Origin of the sequence: Bacillus cereus group sp. Bc061 (assembly GCF_027715825.1) — a bacterium.
Classification (GTDB): Bacteria; Bacillota; Bacilli; order Bacillales; family Bacillaceae_G; genus Bacillus_A; species Bacillus_A paranthracis.
Map to the genome: position 1 here is coordinate 837,547 of NZ_JAQFTZ010000002.1, position 19,428 is coordinate 856,974.

The following is a 19,428-nucleotide window of genomic DNA, read 5'->3' on the forward strand; positions in this document are numbered from 1 at the left end:
AATTTTGAAGTAGGAATCTTACTGCCCGTTAAAGCGGGATAAAAGGAGTGAATGTTTTATGCACCGTATTACGCTTGAACAAATTTTTAAACACCACATTACACAAAAATACGTAAATCGTTCTGGGATGGTCCACGCGATCGCTGTCGCTTACCATGCGTTTCACTTAGCTAAAAAGCATCACGCCTCAGTCGATGCTGCGACAAAAGCCGGTTTCCTTCATGATATCGGACATCATACGTGGTACACAGGCGGCGAATGGGACTATGATTTATATAAAAAGAATGATATACACGCAATTAAAGGAGCAGAAAGAGCTCATAAATTGCTTATTAGATTAGGAGAACACCCTAAACTAGCAAAAGAAATTTCCATCGCCATTCTTCTTCATACAGATTCTTTCTTAGTGGAACAAGAAATTGAAAGAACGTCTCTTCAAAATATTATTAAATGGGCAGACGAAGCAGATGAAGAACCGGGCGGAGCGCATCATTATCGAACAATTTCTTATGAAAAAGCACTAAAAGCAATTCAACAGTTAGATCGATTGGTAGAGCGTGAATTACAAATAGAGCAATCGAAATCAAACAACAAAACAGAACATAGTTATCAATGAGAAAGAGGCATCACTATAGGGTGATACCTCTTTTATTATTTTATGGAAAATACACCTTTATATGTAATATTTAAATGTTACATTCAAAAAACAAATACTTTATAATTAAATATACAAATATAAAGAGGTGGTTTAAACATATGCAACTTACTACACAACTTCCGCACGAACAAAAACAATCCATGTCATGGGGACAATTTATCCCCTCTACTCTATTTGCATTTTGGGGCACTGGTTTTATAACTACATTCCTTATACTCCCACTAATAATGTATAAAAGTATATTTGCAGATAAAACACAAATCGCCTTATACGAATCTATTATAGATACGACAGGTACTGCACTACAACTAATTATTCTATTGTTTTTCATATTTAAATACGAGCCTGCCAAAACATTATTATTACCATCATTTGACTTTAGTGTATTAAAAAAATATCGTACATACGCATACTTGTTCATTATCTTTTCATTAAGTATCCTTTTCAATTCATTCGTATTACAACACGTATTTCCAGATGCATCAGAAGAACAATCGTCTGCGTTAAACTTACATATTTTAAGCCAATATCAAATATTGTTACTTATCGGGTCCGCAATACTTACACCCATTTTTGAAGAACTCATTTTCAGAGGTTTTATGCTTCGCTTCTTCTCAGAACGGTTCCCATTCTGGATTGCTGCAATTTTGACAAGTTTATTTTTCGGAGTCGCCCATACATACTCACTGGGGATAATGGTGAGTGCGTTCTTCGCAGGGCTAATGATGGCTTTTTTATACAGGAAAACAAATTCCATCATTCCAACCATACTATTTCATATTATAAATAATATAGTAGCACTTTTAAGTTAAAGAGAGATATCATCACGATTTCTCTCTTTATTCTTTTATAACAACTTCAAATTCCTCTTTCTTTAACATTTTTCAATAATTTGGATCGTTATTTCTCATTTATTTATTAATACTATCCAAAATAAAAAGCAGGGAAATTAATTCCCTGCTTTTCTATTTGGTTTATTGCCTGATGGTAAGAAGAACGATAACACCCAAGCAATCCCTGCAAGTATCGTTGCAATTAAGAAGGCATCGTTAATACCGTTAATTGCAGATAACTTTGAAATTTGTCCGAATAATAGTTGCGTGCTCATCGCATCTCCTGCTTGTGCTGATCCAGCAATCGCTGCTAAGCTTTGCCCCATGCCGTGTACTTTATCAACTAAAATTGGGTTTGACGTTGTTAACATATTTCCATAATCTGCTACGTGCGCAGTCGTTTGTTGCGTCATAAGTGTAATTAAAATCGCTGTTCCGATTGAACCCGCTACTTGTCTTGACGTATTTTGCGTTGCTGTACCGTGAGAAATTAATTTCATCGGTAGCGCGTTCATACCAGCTGTCATAATTGGCATCATAATGAATGACATACCAATTGAGCGTATAATATAATCCGTCATAATAACGCTATACGGTGTATCCATCGATAATTTTGTAAATTCATATGTCGCATACGTCGTAATTGCCAATCCAATTATCGCTAATGGACGAATGCCATATTTATCGAATAATTTACCCGCTACTGGTCCCATGATCCCCATAATTAATGATCCTGGAAGAAGTAGTAAACCAGATTCAATTGGCGTAAAGCCACGAATGTTTTGCAGATATACAGGAAGTAATAACATACCTCCGAATAATGCCATCGTAACGATTGCGTTAATTACTAAAGTAAAAGTAAATACTGGATATTTAAATACTTGTAAATCAAGCATTTTATTATCCGTTGTTAACTCTCTCCAAATAAATAACGCTAAACCAATTACACCGATAATAAGTGAAATAACAACTTCGGCACTAGTCCAACTATTGTTTCCAGCTTCACTAAATCCGTACAATAAGCTTCCTAGTCCAATACTTGAACTAACAACACCAAATATATCTAATTTTGTTTTAGACACTGGCTGCGCTAGTGTAAAGAATTTTAAAGATAGGAACGTAATAATTAAACCGATAATAAACATCGCATAGAACATTAAGTTCCAGCTGTAATTTTCAATTACCCAACCTGTTACAGTTGGTCCGATAGCTGGTGCTAAAATCATTGCTACACCTAGTAATCCCATTGCAGCTCCGCGCTTATGAGGCGGGAATAATGTCATGAAGATATTCATACCAACCGGCATTAAAATACCCGCACCAACCGCTTGAATAACGCGGCCCGTCATCATCATTGTAAAGTTTCCTGAAGTAGCACAAATGATAGATCCTACCGTAAAGAATAACATTGCTGCTACGAATAATTTACGATACGTAAATCGTGAAACTAAAAAGGCACTAATCGGTACTAAAATACCATTTACAAGCATGAAGCCTGTAATTAACCATTGTGCTGTTGAAGTTGATACGTTAAATTCATTCATTAACGGAGGCAATGCAACGTTAATGATTGTTTGGTTTAAAATAGAAACGAACATGCCGAGAATTAATACAGCTACCACTGCTTTTACGTTCACATTCTCTACAGGCATAGACATTTGTTTTTTCGGCACTTCTTTTTCTTGTTTTACTTCTTCTTGCTTTCCTGTTTCCAACTCAACTACATTAGAAATTTCCGGTTCTTGCTTTCGTTCAATGTCTTTCTCTTCTGTTTCAACTTTACTTACTTCTATTTTACTTACGGCTGGGACTTGTTCTTCTCCCATTTTCGTTTTTTTCTTTCGTAAAAGACGATTTACAAGGAAGAAGACGATTATACAAAATAGTGCATATCCTGCAATTACAATTGAGGACATCTCATCTCCCCCTTACTTATGAATACGAACTGTCACATTCATGCCAGGAACAATATTTACTGATTTGCTATGATCTAAAGAAATTTTAACTGGTACTACTTGTGTTACTTTCGTATAGTTCGCTGTTGCGTTGCTTGATGGTAACATAGAGAATGTGTTCGCTGTTGTTAAGCCAACTTGTTCTACTTTTCCTGTTAACGTTGTATCTGGGTATGCATCTACATACACATCTACATCTTGACCTTTTTGAACATCATCAACATCTGTTTCTTCAATATTTGCTGTTACCCATAAATTGTTCATATCAAATGCATAAGCGATTGGGCTACCTGCTCCAACGAAAGCATTTGTTGTTGCGTTTGATTGTACAACTGTTGCATTTTGTGGAATTGTTACATCTACTGTTTGTTCTCCATTCGCTGCCGCTACAGTGACAGCACCTAATTTATCATTCTCGTTGTAGTTCTTACCTACTTCAGCTTTCCAGTCAGTTAATTTCCCTGCTACTGGTGATGCAATCGGAATTACCTTTCCATCAATTTTTGCATTGTCTGTTTTTAAGTAATTTTCCGCTTGATTGTAATAGTAATAACCGCCAATACCGCCACCAACTAGTACAATTAATGTGATAATGTTGATAATCACCATTCTTCGAAACTGATTCATTGCATTCCTCTCCTTATATCGCATATAATTTTTTTCTAGACTATTTACGTCCTTATTGTTTAGATTGTTTAATTGTTAATTATATTAACTTTTAAACAAAAAAATCACACCATCTGCGGTGTAAATCGAAATTTATCTACCTGCAAGCGGTGCTGATTTCTGAAGGACTATCGTTTATAATTATAAATAATTATTTCAAATCTACAACCGACAATTTACGTATGAAATGTCGCTTAAACAACAATATAATACCAATATGTTGTTTAAATACAGAAAATTAAACGAGGGGAAATAAAAATGTCTATTAAAAATACAAATGATCCACGTGTAAAACGGACGAGACAACTCATACAGGATGCTTTTGTCGCTTTAGTAGGCGAAAAAGGGTTTGAAAATGTAACTGTTCAACATATTGCAGAACGTGCTCCTGTAAATCGCGCTACGTTTTATAGCCATTACCACGATAAATATGACTTACTAGACAAAAGCATTGAAGAAATGTTAGAGAAGCTAACAGAAGTTATTAAACCGAAAAATAGAAATAAAGAAGATTTTCAACTTACATTTGATTCACCACATCCAAATTTCTTGTCTTTATTTGAACATATCGCAGAAAATGCGAACTTCTATAACGTCATGCTTGGTGATAAAGCTGCCGGAAACTTTACGTATAAAATGATGAAAGCCATTCAAACACATTTAACATTAAGCCTCTCTATTGCACAGCCTAACGATGAAAAACTAATGGTTCCACGTGACATTCTCCTTAGTTATGTTACTGGTGCCCATCTCGGCATGATTATGTCATGGCTAAAAAAAGGGATGATATATACCCCGCATTTTATGGCCATGCAATTAACTCGTTTAATCATTTTAGGGGCTCATACTGCCGCAGGATTAGAACGACCTTTTTAAAACACAAAAAAGCGAAGGAGAGGCTCCTTCGCTTTTTCTATTAATTAAATGTAATGTTATGTACAGCCTCTTTATCAAGACGTTTAATAACTTCTACAATTAACTTCACTGCATTTTCATAATCATCACGGTGTAACATTGCCGCATGAGAATGAATGTAACGGGTTGCAATCGTAATTGCCATAGACGGAATACCATTTACAGCAATATGAATTGCACCTGCATCCGTTCCACCGCCCGCTACTGAATCATATTGGTATGGAATTTGTAATTCATCAGCAACATCAACTACAAAGTCACGTAAACCTGTATGGCCAATAACAGAAGCATCATATAAAATGATCTGTGGTCCATCACCCATTTTACTTTGCGCTTCTTTTGACGTTACACCCGGTGTGTCACCAGCAATACCAACATCTACCGCGAACGCGATATCTGGTTTAATATAGTTTGCAGATGTTTTTGCACCACGAAGACCGACTTCTTCTTGTACAGTCCCTACGCCATATACAACGTTTGGATGCTTTTCATCTTTTAATTGTTTTAATACGTCAATTGCAATTGCACAACCAATTCGGTTATCCCATGCTTTTGCAAGTAACATTTTTTCATTCTTCATTACTTGGAATTCAAAATAAGGTACAACTTGATCTCCTGGTCGTACGCCCCACTCCATTGCCTCTTCTTGACTAGAAGCACCAATATCGATGAACATGTCTTTAATGTCAACTGGCTTTTTACGCGCTTCTGGAGGTAAGATATGAGGTGGTTTTGAACCGATAACACCTGTTACATCTCCTGTACGCGTTACAATTGTTACCCGCTGTGCAAGCATAACTTGTGACCACCAGCCACCAACCGTTTGGAAACGAAGGAAACCTTTGTCATCAATTTGCGTAATCATAAAACCAACTTCATCTAAATGACCTGCAACCATAATTTTTGGACCGTTCTCTTCCCCTACTTTTTTCGCAACTAAACTTCCTAAATTATCAGTAGAAAGTTCGTCCGCAAACGGCTCAATATATTTCTTCATTACTTCACGTGGTTCACGCTCGTTACCCGCAATACCACGCGCATCTGTTAATTCTTTTAGCATTGTCAATGTCTCGTCTAATTTTGTCATTGCCAACACCCTCCTTTTTCTTCAGTCACTTCATTATACAAAAGGAAATTGAAATATTCAAAAATTAACTTAGTATCCTTGTGTTTGACGCTGATGATTTACTTCGTTTTTATCTAAATATGCCTTTTCAATCTCTTCTTGTTCAAACTCAAGTGCTTGTCCAAGTCGAAGGTAGCTTGTAAATAATTCAATATAGTTCGTAATAGATGGTTGATCCGTAAAACGAATCACCTTCGCATATGTGTCTAAGAAAATTTCCACTTGTGTTTTATTCGTCTGTGCACACTTATAGAATAAGAAGTTTTTATCAATACCTAAATCAATTCCGATTGATAAAATAAAATGCAAACCATCTACGTATTCTTCTAATATTACTTCACGTTCTGATGCTGGTTTGTTGCTCCAATATTTAAAACAACGTGTTTCATTTGCAAGTTCTCCAATTTCTACAAGAAGAGCTAACATTTTTTCTTTTAACAACTTTTTCGGTTGTAAGTCATGTTCTTTCGCAATACGGTCATCTAATTCTTTTTGTAATTTAAATAGTTGTAGTAAGTCCACTCTATTGTCCTCCTCCAACATCGCATTTTACGCAACAATGTTGTTTCATCTCAAAGTTCATTATTATTTTTCGTTTCTTATTAATAAGTTAGCTATTTACCTCTTTACAAAATAGCTTGTCCTTAATTTACAAATACGTTTCAATCATCACGATTAGATTGTTCACTCCAATTGGTGATAGTTAATCATTATCCGTGTATTGTCCACTAATAAAAATGTTATTTTATCTGATGAAAGTTCCATATCATCTTTCCATTATAGCAGTGTCGTTTCACCTAGGAAAGATACTCTTCTTTCCAAAGGGGCATAATAAAAAAAAGCCAGAAGGATTCTCCTGACTTCATATGTATATTCTTCTATATTGCTATAGATTTTATATGGGTTTTGTCATATCGATAACGACATCGCGCTCTTTGTATACAAACAAAAAACCTTAGAAGAAAATTCTTCTAAGGTTTCAACTAATTAATTAGTTAATGTTGTTTTTTGCAACTGTTGCTAATTCAGCGAAAGCTTTTTCGTCATGAACAGCTAAGTCAGCAAGCATCTTGCGGTTAACTTCGATGCCAGCATTTTTAAGACCGTGCATTAAGCGGCTGTAAGAAAGACCATTCATACGAGCTGCTGCGTTGATACGTGTAATCCATAATTTACGGAAGTCACGTTTCTTTTGACGGCGGTCACGGAATGCATACATTAGAGATTTCATAACCTGTTGGTTAGCAACCTTGAATAATGTATTTTTTGAACCGTAGTAACCTTTTGCTAATTTAATTACTTTTTTACGACGTTGACGAGTAACTGTACCACCTTTTACTCTTGGCATAATATTACCTCCTAATTGTTCTATATATCAGCCGAACTTATTTTAAGTTGTCAAGCATTTGACGAATGCGTTTGAAGTCACCAGCGCTTACTACACCAGCTTTACGTAGTTTACGTTTAGCTTTTGTAGATTTGTTAGCGAATAAATGGCTTGTGTAAGCGTGAGAACGTTTCAGTTTACCTGATCCAGTCTTTTTGAAACGCTTTGCAGCGCCGCGATGAGTTTTTTGTTTAGGCATAGGTATTTCCTCCTCTATCTATTACTTATCGTTTTTCGGTGCTAAAACTAAGAACATACTGCGTCCTTCCATTTTAGGCTTAGATTCGATTGTACTAACTTCAGCACAAGCTTCTGAGAAGCGATCTAAAACACGTTGACCGATTTCTTTATGAGTAATGGCACGTCCTTTAAAGCGAATTGACGCTTTAACCTTGTCGCCTTTCTCTAAAAACTTGATAGCATTACGAAGTTTTGTGTTAAAGTCATGTTCATCAATTGTTGGACTTAAACGAACTTCTTTCATGCTAATTACTTTTTGATTTTTGCGCTGTTCTTTTTCTTTCTTCTGTTGCTCAAAGCGGAATTTACCGTAGTCCATAATGCGGCATACTGGCGGTTTCGCATTTGGAGCAACTAATACTAAATCAAGATTAAGATTTGCAGCTAAGTCTAAAGCGTCATTACGAGACTTGATTCCAAGTTGATCGCCATTTGCGCCAACTAAACGTACTTCACGTGCACGAATTTGCTCGTTAATCATCATATCCTTGCTAATAGTAAGCCACCTCCAAGGTTTTCTCAGAACATAGTTTGTAGTCATAGAACCCGACAAAAAAAGTGCGGGCATACGACACCCACACTTGTAAAATCTTAAGTAAGAAATACATTTACCTGTAAACTGCGAATGCGTCCATCAGGTGAGAAGCGGGTGCTTCTACTTGTTCCACAAAACAATATTCTATTATCCTTGATGAGTTTATCATAGGACATGACGTCTGTCAAGAAGACGCGATGTGTTTTACTAACAACAAGAAATATTGTAACAAACAACTAACATACTTGCAATACTTTTTTACGATAAGTGTTACATGGTTTTTTTTTCTAATTTCCCTTACTCATATTACATAGAAAAGCCGCGGTATACCGCGGCTTTTTCTTATCGTTTTCCTTCTACTTTAATCATATCAACAAAAGCATCTAATGAGATTGTTTCTGATTTTTGTTCACCGTATTTACGTACGTTTACGCCGTTTTCAGTTACTTCATTGTCACCTACTACAAGCATGTACGGAATTTTTTGCATTTGTGCTTCACGGATTTTGTAACCAATTTTCTCTTCACGAGTATCTAATTCAACACGGATACCAGCACGGCGTAATTCGTCTTGTACTTTCTTCGCATAGTCTAAATGTACTTGCGGAGAAACTGGAATTACTTGTACTTGAACTGGAGCTAACCAAGTTGGGAATGCACCTTTGTATTCTTCAATTAAGAAGGCTACGAAACGTTCCATAGTAGATACAACACCACGGTGAATTACAACTGGACGGTGTTGTTTACCGTCTTCACCAACATAAGATAGTTCAAAGCGTTCTGGAAGTAAGAAGTCTAATTGTACAGTTGAAAGTGTTTCGTCTTTTCCAAGAGCAGTACGAACTTGAACGTCAAGTTTTGGACCGTAGAATGCCGCTTCACCTTCAGCTTCATAGTAATCAAGACCCATTTCATCCATAGCTTCTTTTAACATACCTTGTGCTTTTTCCCACATCTCATCATCAGCATAGTACTTTTTAGTATCTGCTGGGTCGCGATAAGATAGACGGAATGAGTAGTTCTCTAAACCGAAATCTTTGTACACTTCTAGAGTTAAGTTTACAACACGTTTTAATTCTTCTTTAATTTGATCTGGGCGTACGAAAATGTGCGCATCGTTTAAAGTCATTCCGCGTACACGTTGTAATCCAGATAACGCACCTGACATTTCGTAGCGGTGCATTGTTCCAAGTTCCGCAATACGGATTGGTAATTCACGGTAGCTGTGAATATCGTTTTTATAAACCATCATGTGGTGAGGGCAGTTCATCGGACGAAGAACTAACTCTTCATTATCCATTTCCATTGATGGGAACATACCATCACGGTAGTGGTTCCAGTGACCAGAAGTTTCATAAAGCTCTCTGCTTCCTAGTACTGGAGTGTATACGTGATCATAGCCTAAGCTTGCTTCTTTATCAACGATGTAACGCTCGATAATGCGGCGGATTGTTGCACCCTTTGGTAACCAAAGTGGTAAACCTTGTCCTACTTTTTGGCTATTAGTAAATAGTTTTAATTCTTTACCTAATTTACGGTGATCGCGCTCTTTCGCTTCTTCAAGCATACGTAAATGCTCATCTAATTCTGCTTTCTTAACGAATGCAGTACCGTAAATACGTTGTAACATTTTATTATTGCTATCGCCGCGCCAGTAAGCACCCGCAACGCTTAATAATTTAAATACTTTAATTTTCCCTGTAGATGGAAGGTGGACACCACGGCAAAGGTCGAAGAATTCGCCTTGCTCATAGATTGAAATAACTGCATCTTCTGGAAGATCGTTAATTAAATCTAATTTTAACTCATCGCCGATTTCTTCAAAACGACGAATTGCTTCTGCACGTGGTACTTCATGACGAACGATTTCTAAGTTCTCGTTCACAATTTTTTGCATTTCTTTTTCGATTTTCTTGAAGTCTTCAACTGTAATTGCTTCTTCCATATCAATATCGTAGTAGAAGCCATTTTCAATTACTGGACCAATGCCAAGCTCAACCTTAACATCTTTATATAAACGTTTTAACGCTTGCGCTAAAAGGTGAGCTGTTGAGTGGCGTAAAATATATAAGCCATCTTCAGAATCTAATGTAATGATAGAAACTGCACCATCTTCTTCGATTGGTGTAACAAGATCAATCATCTCATCATTTAATTTTCCAGCCACAGCTTTTTTCTTTAAGCCTGGGCTAATAGAAGCTGCGATTTCTTCAGTTGTTACGCCTTTTGGAAACTCCTTCACAGCTCCATCAGGGAAAGTAATTTTAACTACATCTGCCATCACTGGTCACTCCTCTTTTTCTCAAAATAAAAAACACTCATCCCGTAAAAAGGGACGAGTGTTGAATTCGTGGTTCCACCCTTGTTCCAATTAACATAATTGTTAATTGCTCAAGTTCAACATAACGGTGTTGTCCGTTAGCAATTACTAGAAAAACCGTTCACTGCTAAAGTTTAGAGGTGGTAAGTAATAATCCCGTACTAGGAAGCTCACACCCTAAGGCTTCCCTCTCTGAAAATCGTAGAAAACTACTCATGTCCTCATCATGACATTTCAATATATTTCATTTATGTAGGTAATTATATGCTCAAAAACTTAGAAAATCAAGGGCGTTACCTTTATTTTTTAAATTTTTCACATTGCGCTCAAACTCATGTAATCCATGTAATTGTACCCGTTCTTGAAATACATTTCGCAAAGTAATAATCATATTATGGTCTTGTTCTTTCGTATACAAATAAATTTTTTTCGGCGAAATAGAAAGAAGTGGTGCAATTACTTTCGTATCAATATATACATCCTTTTGTTTTAATAAGTCTTCATCTATATATTGAACCAATTTCTCTTGTTTTAAACGTCTACCTTTATCATCATAGAAAATAAAACTTTCATCAAAAATAAGATGTACACATGACAAACGTGATTTCCGGCTACGGACTTGTTGCCGGAGCGTCTCAATAAACATTTGATATTCTTGTTCTAACTTATACTCATCAATTGCCACTTCAGCAAGCTTAGCTACCATTTCCCTATATGTACGAAGACGAAAACGAACATATGATGAAAACGAGAATGAAAGCGGATCACAAAGCCAGTTATTTAAAGAGGATTTAATATATGATTCAAATGTGTGACGTGTTAATTCACGAGCAATTCCTTTTCTTCTTCCTTTTAAAATCTCTTGTGCCATATGCAATATTTGATGGCACTCTTCCTCTTCTTCATAAAAAAACTTCTCTTTTAAGATTGTATATATCCACTCATTTTGTTTCACATTCACAATGAAATATACCATTACTGGCAATAAAATCTTTTCAATATAATTTGATTCACATACTGGTATGTGAATCACCACTTTTTGTTCCTGTAAATACACACTCGTTTCCTTATATAACAGTTCCGCTCTTTTCAATAGTTGTCTATATACGTGCATAGCATCATTTTTTTCTTCGAAGCAAATTTCAATCACTTTTGTCCCCCCTTTTATCCCTGCTCTAAAGGACTGTATCTATACGTTACAAATCCTATAAGAGTCCGTCCCGCGTGAAAGTTCACTCTTAGTAGAATTACATTTCTTATCGTTAGAAAATCCACTCGATATGGCTTGCTAATTTTATATATATTAAGGGAGGGAGAAAAAAATGATACAAGCTACTAGGAATTTTCAATAAGAACTTTTCATTTTATCATTCGGCTACTTTAAAAAGCGTTTAACTACAAAAGAAAAGCAAGCTTCTCAGCTTGCTCTTTACTTATGACGACGGTTTTTCCCGCCAATCGGAATTGGTTTCGCCAAATATTTAATTCGCTCCATAATACGAGCTGCTTTCATTTCTTCCGCTTCACCGCGCTGCGTATATGTTAAATGATGTTCTAGTTGTTTAAAATCAAAGTTAGACGTAAAGAACGTCGGTAAGTTTTCTAACATACGGAATTGCAAAATTGCACCGAGTACATCATCACGCACAAAGCTTGACATCGCTTCTGCTCCAATATCATCTAACATTAAAACTTGTACGCGTTTCACCGCATCAATCTTTTCCCCAATCGAATTATCTTGAATTGAACTTTTAATTTCACGTAAAAATTCAGGGAAATATACGAGCATTGAACTTATTTTCTTTCGAGCAAGCTCATTCGCAATTGCTCCTAATAAATACGTTTTCCCTACACCAAATTTACCGTACAAATATAAACCTTGTACTTTTTTACCAGGTTCATATGTACTTAAAAATTCATTAGCTGCACCAATTGCATCAATACGCGCATCTAAATCTGAAGGGTCTAAGTTTTCCATCGTTGCTTGTAAAATATCAGTTGGCATATATACACTTTGAACGAGCTTTTCATATTTCTTCCTCTCGTCATATGCTACTTTTCTAACGCAACGATCATATTGAATATCAATCATCTTCCCTTGGATAACGAGCTTTGGCTCATATCCTTGCAGCATGTTTTTACACGAACCTAGATCCGGACAATCCGCGCAACCTACACTTTGTCCAATATATTCGTATAATTTCACAAGACTGCGTTCAATCATAGACGTTGTTACTTCCCCTTTATGTTCGTCTATAAATTCTTTCACACGCGGATGTGCCATTACTTCCGCCTTTAATACTTCATATCTATTTTTAAAATTTTCATTTTCCATTAACTTTGCAAATGAATTTTGAATATGCTCCATTTTCTCACCTCAAAGAGCGTTCATTCTCTTCTATTAATCACGCTTATATTTTTTTAACACTTCTTCTAATCGTTTTCGTTCGTCCTCTAACGTACTCGCACCTTTTTCAGCACTTACATCTTTTTTCACAGTTTCTTTCTCTTGTTCTTTCGGCTCTTCTTTCAACCAATCTGGTACCATTTCTTTTCGTACCGTTTTCTTCGACGTACGGCCTTTCTTCTTCGTCTCAGCCCATTCTTGATATTGACGGTTTTCTTCTTTCGCTAACGCCATTGCTTCAGCTACTGTGCCGACCTTTTTACGTGCCCAATGTCCAGCAATCTTCTCCACATACGTTTTCGCAAGTTTCATATCTGAGCGTAGCATAACGTAATAAATAAGTACATTCACAACACCTGGTGTTAACTTTTGATTCATCATTACATCTTCAACGATTTGCAAGTCAGCCTTCGTTGCCTCTGCACCGCCAGAAATTTCTTTCAATAGTTGTTTTGGTGAGATTTCCTCTAACTGTTTGATTAACATCTCTTCTTGCGTAGAAGGCTCTTTTTCTTTCATCATACGTGCAGCGTGAGGCTGTACTCTTTCACTTAATACAGGTAACGCTTGGCCGTTTTCGAACTGATACCAATCACGCGCTCCTTTTCTAAGCCTTTCGATATCAATTGTCTGCAGCTCTGTCACCGCACCAAGAACGATATTTTGCATCGATAACACATCTACATCATACACGTAAGCAAGTGTAATGACACATTCTCGCACTTGATCTGTAATCGCCTTTTTAGGAACAAGAGCGGACAAGCCATCTACAAATAAGGAGAAATCAAAGAAATCATTCCAAACTTTTGGAGCGTCTCCCTTTTCATTACTTGGCATAGCTGTCGTTTTTGGAATACGAAGGTCTTCTTGCGCATGCTCAAGCTGCCCTGGATTAAACGAACCAAACACATCATTAAAAGAACGCGTAACATTTTCATAAGATGCAAAATCAAATTCTTCTTCTAAGAAATAATGCTTTACTTGATTATATTTTGTCCGACTCAATCGATTGTATAAAAAGATACTTAAAACAATATCATCAAAAAACTGCTTCGGAGATAAAGGTGGTTGCAGCTCATATATAAACATTCGAATATCTTTTTCTTTCTTAATATATACTTTCAAAAGTCCAATTGCCTCTAACTTTACTCGTTCCTCATATACTTCGGGAAGTTGCATTTGCATGGTCACCATAAGGGAATGATGCGTATTCTCTTTTCCAAATACACGATCTTGTTCTAACTCTCCCCATAGCGTCATGTACAAGCTAAAAGCTCTACTACCTATTAACGGCTGATATAACATCGTTAACACTTTTCGGTCGTAATTATGCAATAATCCTTTCGCACTTACTTTATAACGATCAATCGGCAATAGCTCCATCCATGACTGTTTTTCCATTCTTGCTTTCCTTTCTCTCATCCAATCTTCACTATATAATTTATTAGCGAAAAAGAGCTATTAGCTTTCGCTTCTAGCTCTCTTATCTCATTACTTACGGTATGTAAAGAGAATACGATACAGATTCTACTCTCTTTCTTTTTGCAGTATATCTTTTAATTCTTCAATAAATACATTTAAATCTTTAAATTGGCGATATACAGAAGCAAAACGCACGTAAGCAACATCATCGATATCACGTAGTTCTTCCATAACAATTTCACCAATCATATCACTTTTCACTTCTGATATACCTAAATTACGAAGTTCACGTTCCACACTTTGAGTTACTTCTTCTAATTGTCTTAAAGATACTGGTCTTTTTTCACACGCTTTAATTAAGCCACGTAAAATCTTTTCTTTATTAAACTCTTCTCGTGTTCCTTCTTTTTTTACAACAATAAGAGGTGACTCTTCCACTCTTTCAAATGTCGTAAAGCGGCTTAAACAGCTTTCACACTCTCTCCTTCTTCGAATAGAGCGCCCCTCGTCTACCGGACGCGAATCTAACACTCTTGTACCATTATGAGAACAGGATGGACAACGCAATATATTCACTCCTTTACACTATACTCTTTATTTTTTCTCTACTTACTTCATCTGACAATATATATACATTATTATATAACTCATTTTAACTCTCTTACCACTTTAAGTTTAAGTGCATTATGTTATCATCTCGTTTTCAAAAAAATAAGATGGTAGATAGGGCGTTAACTTATTCGTAAGAGCTCCATTTATTTAACTAACGAGTACGTCATATTTTCCCTTTTTTATAAACTAAAAAAGAGGTGCATTATACACCTCTTTACATTTTAAATCAATTATGTTCTTTTTTAAAGAGCTTTTGTTTCTCTCTGCTTAATTTCGAAGCTACCAGTGCCTCGAGGAAGCTCGATGCTCTCACGCGTTTTCGCGTTTAAACCTTCTGCAATATATTCTGCAGCAACATTTGGATCAATACGATCCCCACAAGTATAAACATCAATACTTGCGTAACCGTGCTCCGGAAAGCTATGAATTGTTAAATGTGATTCCGAGATAATTACTACTCCACTTACACCTTGTGGTGCAAATTTATGGAAAGCAACCTCACGCACTTCAGCACCAGCTCTTAGTGCTGCATCCACAAATAATTGTTCAATATACGGCATGTCATTAAGCTTGTCGAAATCGCAATCCCAAAGTTCAGCGATCACGTGACGACCCATCGTATCCATAGTATCCATTCTACAGTTCCCCCTTGTAAATTTATTCTAACTGTTCGAATTGAAAACTAATTTGCAATTTGGCTTGCTCCACTACCACGGGGGAAAGTTAGTCCAGAGAGGTCCTAACCCTTTAAGTAGTGACTACGTACCTCAGCTCTTAAGTTTACGAGTGTTAGTATACTTTGTTTATTTTCATTTTGCAACAACAGTTTTTTCGATTTTCTGTCATATTTTCCTCTTTACTTTTCCCTAAAAAAAATAAATGATTCACAAATACAGTAACCCCAACGTTTCGTGGTATGTCCACTTTCAAAAATATACTCCTATAATTTTTTTCCTTTTCAGAAAAAAATAAAAAAAAGAGGGCAAATCTTCCACTTGCCCTCTCCCTTATTCACTTAAATATGTTGCACATTTTCTTGCTTCGCTAATTCGTCAACAACTAACGTTACAAGATCTACAACACGACGAGAGTAGCCCCACTCGTTATCATACCAAGCCAGCACTTTCACTTTACGATCACCCATTACCATTGTAGATAAACCATCGATGATAGCTGAGTGTGTATTTGTATTAAAGTCAATAGATACTAAAGGCTCTTCGCTGAATTCTACAATGCCTTTTAACGCACCGTTTGCAACAGTTTTGAATGCATCGTTAATAGCTTCAACTGTCACATCACGTTTTACATCTACTACTAAGTCAACAAGAGACACGTTTGGTGTTGGTACACGAAGTGCCATACCGTGAAGTTTTCCATTTAAATGCGGAAGAACTTTTGCTAGCGCTTTCGCAGCACCTGTCGTTGTCGGAATAATTGATTGTCCGCAAGCACGTGCTCTTCTTAAATCTTTATGTGGGTTATCAATATTTTTTTGGTCATTTGTATAAGCGTGAACTGTCGTCATTAAACCGTTTTCAATTCCAAACTGCTCATCTAACACCTTCACAACAGGTGCTAAACAGTTTGTTGTACAAGATGCATTTGAAATAACAGTATGTTTTGTAATATCTAATTGGTCTTCGTTCACACCTACTACAATTGTTACATCTTCATTTTTACCAGGCGCTGTTAAAATAACTTTTTTCGCTCCAGCTTCAACGTGAAGAATTGCTTTTTCTTTTGAATTAAATTTACCAGTTGCTTCAATTACAACTTCAACACCTAAATCTGTCCAAGGCAATTCCTTTGGATCGCGGTTGTTTAAAAGGCGAATCATTTTCCCATCAACTAATAAGTGATCTTCAAATGCTTCTACTGTTCCGTCAAACTTGCCGTGAACTGTATCATATTTAATTAAATGTGCTAACGTTTCAGATGGATAGCTTGCATTGATTGCTACAATTTCGAATGCGCTTTCTTTTATTGCCTGACGAAATACCATTCTCCCAATACGTCCAAATCCATTAATTGCCACACGAGTCATAATATGTTATCCCCCTTGAATGCGTTATACTATTTATCTCCAATCCCAATAATAGTATAACACAAAAAGGGGATATGTCACTAAGCATTTTCATTAATTTCACAATTTTTTAGTCAATAATGTTCCATTTCTTTAAAATCCCCTGTAATTGTGTTTTCGTTCCCATAATTGTGCCATCATTATTTATCACTTCATCTGCATGTTTCACTTTTTCTTCTAACGGCATTTGAGATTGAATACGAGCTGTTGCTTCTTCTTCTGAAAAATTATTTCGCTTCATTAAACGTTCTAATTGCGTATGTGGCTTAACTGCTACAACTAAAACGCGGTCAACGAGATTTGTTAATTTACTTTCAAATAAGAGAGGAATATCTAACACAACCGCTTGCATACCTTCTTTTATGTACATTTCCTTTTGCCTATTCATTTCCTCACGCACTGCAGGATGAACAATTTTGTTTAACTGCAATCGTTTCTCTTCATTATAGAAAACGACACTTCCTAGTTTTGGACGATCTAGTTCTCCATCTTCTTGTAATACTTCTGTTCCAAACACTTCTACAATTTTGTTATATGCTGGCTTTCCTCGTTCTACAACTTCTCGCGCAATAATATCTGCATCAATAACTGGTATATTTAGCTCGCGAAACATTTGAGATACTGTACTTTTTCCGCTTGCAATACCTCCCGTTAATCCAATTACTACTGTCATCATATAATCCTCCTCATAATAAAAGGCGCGAAACTAATGTTCCACGCCCGTACTTACATTTTCCAAATTCCAATAATAATGAGTAATACCCCAGGCAGGAATGTAAATTTTTGCAACCATTTCATATTTGATAAAACCGTTCCAAGTTTCATTCCAATAAATAAAAACAAAGAACTCATCACTGCAACTAATATCGCCATCATAGCAGGTGCATACCCTAATAAAGATGCACCAATTCCAGCACCAAATGAATCTACAGAAAGAGCGATACCAAGAAGTAACGCTTCTCCTGCAGAAATGGTGCCTGATTTATCGAAATCTGCTACAGTCGGTTTCCGTAAAATTTGAATGACTAACCCAAGCGAGGCAATCTCTAATTTCCATACCTTCTCCTCTTGCTTCGGTTCTTCTTTTTTCTCACTTCGAAAAAATTGGTATAATACCCAAATCCCTATTCCAATAAGAACAAGCCCACCGATACGCGTTGCGATAACAGGTGAAAATACTTTCGCGATCATATGTCCAATTCCCATTGAAACAAGCATAACAGCCGCTGAACACATCCCGATAATTACAATTGATCTTAGTGGAATTCTTACGCTTCTTAAACCATATGTTAGCCCTACACTACAGCTATCTAAGCTTAATGTAAAAGCTAATAAAATAAGAGATAAATAAAGGTACATCGGTAAGCTCCTCCCTTATACATAGCTCTGCTGTATGTATATGACAAATGCCTATCCGATGTTATCTCTTTTCTATATTCTTGGCTGACAAATCGGGCAATAATGCGTTCCTCTTCCGCCAACAACTGTTTTTTCTAATATCGTACCGCAAGTCACACACGGTTCTCCTTTTTTTCCATATACATTTAGCAGTTCTTGGAACGAACCAATTTGCCCTTGTGAGTTGATATACGTTCGAATTGTACTTCCGCCACGCTTCACTGCTTCACCTAACGTTGTAACAGTCGCCTCATAAATTCGCTCAATTTCTTCTACTGTTAAAGACGACGCTTCTCGTTCTGGATGAATTTGAGAACGGAATAAAACTTCATCTACATATATATTTCCAAGTCCTACCAAAAGGCGCTGGTCTAATAATACAACTTTTATTTTACGATTTGTCTTTTGCAATCTCTCTTGTAAATACTGTGGTGTCAATTCAGCATCAAATGGCTCCGGACCTAAGTCAGCAAGAGGCATTTGATTCATTTCCTCACCTTTTTTAAAGAGATGCATCGTACCAAACTTTCTCACATCTTTATAATGTAATTCAGTTCCATCTGTAAATAAGAAACGGACGTGCGTATGCTTATCAATTGGCTCATCCTCTTGATGCAGTAAAAACTTACCTTCCATACGCAAATGTGAAACAATGACATAATTTGTTACATATAAAAGCAAAAACTTTCCTCTTCGCTTTATATTTTCAATCGTCTCGCCTTTTAGCATTTCTTTAAAGATTTCTGCATCATCCGGTCGTTTTACGATTTTCGGATAAGTAACAATAACATCTTCAATCGTTTTTCCTGTTACAAGATTTTCAAGTGTCCGTCTGACGTTTTCAACCTCTGGTAATTCAGGCATTTCATCAC

20 protein-coding genes and 2 other annotated features are annotated in these 19,428 nt (G+C 36.3%); of the genes, 3 read left to right on the plus strand and 17 right to left on the minus strand.

Annotated features, from left to right (window positions below; translation table 11 throughout):
- Positions 1–58: 58 nt before the first annotated feature.
- Together PDQ40_RS13675 and PDQ40_RS13680 are read left to right on the plus strand one after the other, a co-directional pair.
- Complete coding sequence (locus PDQ40_RS13675; protein ID WP_000554789.1) at positions 59–616, plus strand: HD domain-containing protein; 558 nt, start codon at positions 59–61, stop codon at positions 614–616.
- Positions 617–756: 140 nt separating this feature from the next.
- Positions 757–1,470: a CPBP family intramembrane glutamic endopeptidase gene (locus PDQ40_RS13680; protein WP_001177663.1), complete on the plus strand. Its 714-nt coding sequence runs from the start codon at positions 757–759 to the stop codon at positions 1,468–1,470.
- Positions 1,471–1,607: 137 nt separating this feature from the next.
- Here PDQ40_RS13680 and PDQ40_RS13685 read toward each other — a convergent pair whose 3' ends face one another.
- Together PDQ40_RS13685 and PDQ40_RS13690 are read right to left on the minus strand one after the other, a co-directional pair.
- Entirely contained in the window at positions 1,608–3,407 is a 1,800-nt protein-coding gene (locus tag PDQ40_RS13685) for a DHA2 family efflux MFS transporter permease subunit (RefSeq protein ID WP_000095286.1), read from the minus strand.
- 12 nt (positions 3,408–3,419) lie between these two features.
- A complete protein-coding gene (locus PDQ40_RS13690) occupies positions 3,420–4,073 on the minus strand; it encodes an HlyD family secretion protein (RefSeq protein ID WP_001071404.1) in 654 nt (217 codons plus the stop codon).
- Between the two features lie 297 nt (positions 4,074–4,370).
- Here PDQ40_RS13690 and PDQ40_RS13695 point away from each other — a divergent pair, with 297 nt between their 5' ends.
- A complete protein-coding gene (locus PDQ40_RS13695) occupies positions 4,371–4,988 on the plus strand; it encodes a TetR/AcrR family transcriptional regulator (RefSeq protein ID WP_000023670.1) in 618 nt (205 codons plus the stop codon).
- Between the two features lie 40 nt (positions 4,989–5,028).
- Here PDQ40_RS13695 and PDQ40_RS13700 read toward each other — a convergent pair whose 3' ends face one another.
- The 15 genes from PDQ40_RS13700 to mutM form a co-directional block, all read right to left on the minus strand.
- A complete protein-coding gene (locus PDQ40_RS13700; RefSeq protein WP_042514634.1) occupies positions 5,029–6,114 on the minus strand; it encodes a M42 family metallopeptidase in 1,086 nt (361 codons plus the stop codon).
- Positions 6,115–6,183: 69 nt separating this feature from the next.
- On the minus strand, positions 6,184–6,675 hold the full coding sequence (locus PDQ40_RS13705) for a dUTP diphosphatase (protein ID WP_000365050.1): 492 nt from the start codon (positions 6,673–6,675) through the stop codon (positions 6,184–6,186).
- Between the two features lie 469 nt (positions 6,676–7,144).
- Entirely contained in the window at positions 7,145–7,501 is a 357-nt protein-coding gene (gene rplT / locus PDQ40_RS13710) for a 50S ribosomal protein L20 (protein ID WP_001138362.1), read from the minus strand.
- A gap of 37 nt (positions 7,502–7,538) precedes the next feature.
- A complete protein-coding gene (gene rpmI, locus PDQ40_RS13715) occupies positions 7,539–7,739 on the minus strand; it encodes a 50S ribosomal protein L35 (protein ID WP_001125945.1) in 201 nt (66 codons plus the stop codon).
- Between the two features lie 21 nt (positions 7,740–7,760).
- Positions 7,761–8,264: a translation initiation factor IF-3 gene (gene infC / locus PDQ40_RS13720; RefSeq protein ID WP_000973214.1), complete on the minus strand. Its 504-nt coding sequence runs from the start codon at positions 8,262–8,264 to the stop codon at positions 7,761–7,763.
- 62 nt (positions 8,265–8,326) lie between these two features.
- Positions 8,327–8,447: a sequence feature (ribosomal protein L20 leader region), on the minus strand.
- Positions 8,448–8,657: 210 nt separating this feature from the next.
- On the minus strand, positions 8,658–10,595 hold the full coding sequence (gene thrS / locus PDQ40_RS13725) for a threonine--tRNA ligase (RefSeq protein ID WP_061132070.1): 1,938 nt from the start codon (positions 10,593–10,595) through the stop codon (positions 8,658–8,660).
- A 47-nt stretch (positions 10,596–10,642) separates the two neighbouring features.
- Positions 10,643–10,871, minus strand: a binding site (T-box leader).
- Positions 10,872–10,902: 31 nt separating this feature from the next.
- Positions 10,903–11,784 (minus strand): putative sporulation protein YtxC, encoded by an 882-nt coding sequence (ytxC, locus tag PDQ40_RS13730; protein ID WP_000569618.1) that lies wholly within the window; start codon positions 11,782–11,784, stop codon positions 10,903–10,905.
- A gap of 279 nt (positions 11,785–12,063) precedes the next feature.
- A complete protein-coding gene (gene dnaI / locus PDQ40_RS13735; RefSeq protein WP_000400101.1) occupies positions 12,064–13,002 on the minus strand; it encodes a primosomal protein DnaI in 939 nt (312 codons plus the stop codon).
- A 33-nt stretch (positions 13,003–13,035) separates the two neighbouring features.
- Positions 13,036–14,442 carry a replication initiation and membrane attachment family protein gene (locus PDQ40_RS13740; RefSeq protein ID WP_000415042.1) on the minus strand — a complete coding sequence of 469 codons (1,407 nt, stop codon included), beginning with the start codon at positions 14,440–14,442 and terminating at the stop codon, positions 13,036–13,038.
- A 126-nt stretch (positions 14,443–14,568) separates the two neighbouring features.
- Positions 14,569–15,030 carry a transcriptional regulator NrdR gene (nrdR, locus tag PDQ40_RS13745; RefSeq protein WP_001203687.1) on the minus strand — a complete coding sequence of 154 codons (462 nt, stop codon included), beginning with the start codon at positions 15,028–15,030 and terminating at the stop codon, positions 14,569–14,571.
- 287 nt (positions 15,031–15,317) lie between these two features.
- A complete protein-coding gene (gene speD, locus PDQ40_RS13750) occupies positions 15,318–15,701 on the minus strand; it encodes an adenosylmethionine decarboxylase (RefSeq protein ID WP_002003660.1) in 384 nt (127 codons plus the stop codon).
- Positions 15,702–16,090: 389 nt separating this feature from the next.
- Positions 16,091–17,119, minus strand: coding sequence for a glyceraldehyde-3-phosphate dehydrogenase (locus tag PDQ40_RS13755; protein WP_000198972.1), 1,029 nt, complete (start codon positions 17,117–17,119; stop codon positions 16,091–16,093).
- A gap of 109 nt (positions 17,120–17,228) precedes the next feature.
- Complete coding sequence (coaE, locus tag PDQ40_RS13760) at positions 17,229–17,831, minus strand: dephospho-CoA kinase (protein WP_270691457.1); 603 nt, start codon at positions 17,829–17,831, stop codon at positions 17,229–17,231.
- 53 nt (positions 17,832–17,884) lie between these two features.
- Positions 17,885–18,517: a sporulation membrane protein YtaF gene (gene ytaF / locus PDQ40_RS13765; RefSeq protein WP_000281751.1), complete on the minus strand. Its 633-nt coding sequence runs from the start codon at positions 18,515–18,517 to the stop codon at positions 17,885–17,887.
- 72 nt (positions 18,518–18,589) lie between these two features.
- Positions 18,590–19,420, minus strand: a complete 831-nt coding sequence (gene mutM, locus PDQ40_RS13770; protein ID WP_001114483.1) for a DNA-formamidopyrimidine glycosylase — start codon at positions 19,418–19,420, stop codon at positions 18,590–18,592.
- Positions 19,421–19,428 lie beyond the last annotated feature (8 nt).

Coding starts and splice junctions, on each gene's coding strand:
- PDQ40_RS13680 (WP_001177663.1), top strand. CDS start 757: ATGCAACTTACTACACAACTTCCGCACGAACAAAAACAATCCATGTCA.
- PDQ40_RS13700 (WP_042514634.1), bottom strand. CDS start 6,114: ATGACAAAATTAGACGAGACATTGACAATGCTAAAAGAATTAACAGAT.
- thrS (WP_061132070.1), bottom strand. CDS start 10,595: ATGGCAGATGTAGTTAAAATTACTTTCCCTGATGGAGCTGTGAAGGAG.
- rplT (WP_001138362.1), bottom strand. CDS start 7,501: ATGCCAAGAGTAAAAGGTGGTACAGTTACTCGTCAACGTCGTAAAAAA.
- speD (WP_002003660.1), bottom strand. CDS start 15,701: ATGGATACGATGGGTCGTCACGTGATCGCTGAACTTTGGGATTGCGAT.
- rpmI (WP_001125945.1), bottom strand. CDS start 7,739: ATGCCTAAACAAAAAACTCATCGCGGCGCTGCAAAGCGTTTCAAAAAG.
- PDQ40_RS13690 (WP_001071404.1), bottom strand. CDS start 4,073: ATGAATCAGTTTCGAAGAATGGTGATTATCAACATTATCACATTAATT.
- PDQ40_RS13685 (WP_000095286.1), bottom strand. CDS start 3,407: ATGTCCTCAATTGTAATTGCAGGATATGCACTATTTTGTATAATCGTC.
- dnaI (WP_000400101.1), bottom strand. CDS start 13,002: ATGGAGCATATTCAAAATTCATTTGCAAAGTTAATGGAAAATGAAAAT.
- PDQ40_RS13740 (WP_000415042.1), bottom strand. CDS start 14,442: ATGGAAAAACAGTCATGGATGGAGCTATTGCCGATTGATCGTTATAAA.
- mutM (WP_001114483.1), bottom strand. CDS start 19,420: ATGCCTGAATTACCAGAGGTTGAAAACGTCAGACGGACACTTGAAAAT.
- PDQ40_RS13675 (WP_000554789.1), top strand. CDS start 59: ATGCACCGTATTACGCTTGAACAAATTTTTAAACACCACATTACACAA.
- PDQ40_RS13695 (WP_000023670.1), top strand. CDS start 4,371: ATGTCTATTAAAAATACAAATGATCCACGTGTAAAACGGACGAGACAA.
- coaE (WP_270691457.1), bottom strand. CDS start 17,831: ATGACAGTAGTAATTGGATTAACGGGAGGTATTGCAAGCGGAAAAAGT.
- infC (WP_000973214.1), bottom strand. CDS start 8,264: ATGATGATTAACGAGCAAATTCGTGCACGTGAAGTACGTTTAGTTGGC.
- ytaF (WP_000281751.1), bottom strand. CDS start 18,517: ATGTACCTTTATTTATCTCTTATTTTATTAGCTTTTACATTAAGCTTA.
- PDQ40_RS13755 (WP_000198972.1), bottom strand. CDS start 17,119: ATGACTCGTGTGGCAATTAATGGATTTGGACGTATTGGGAGAATGGTA.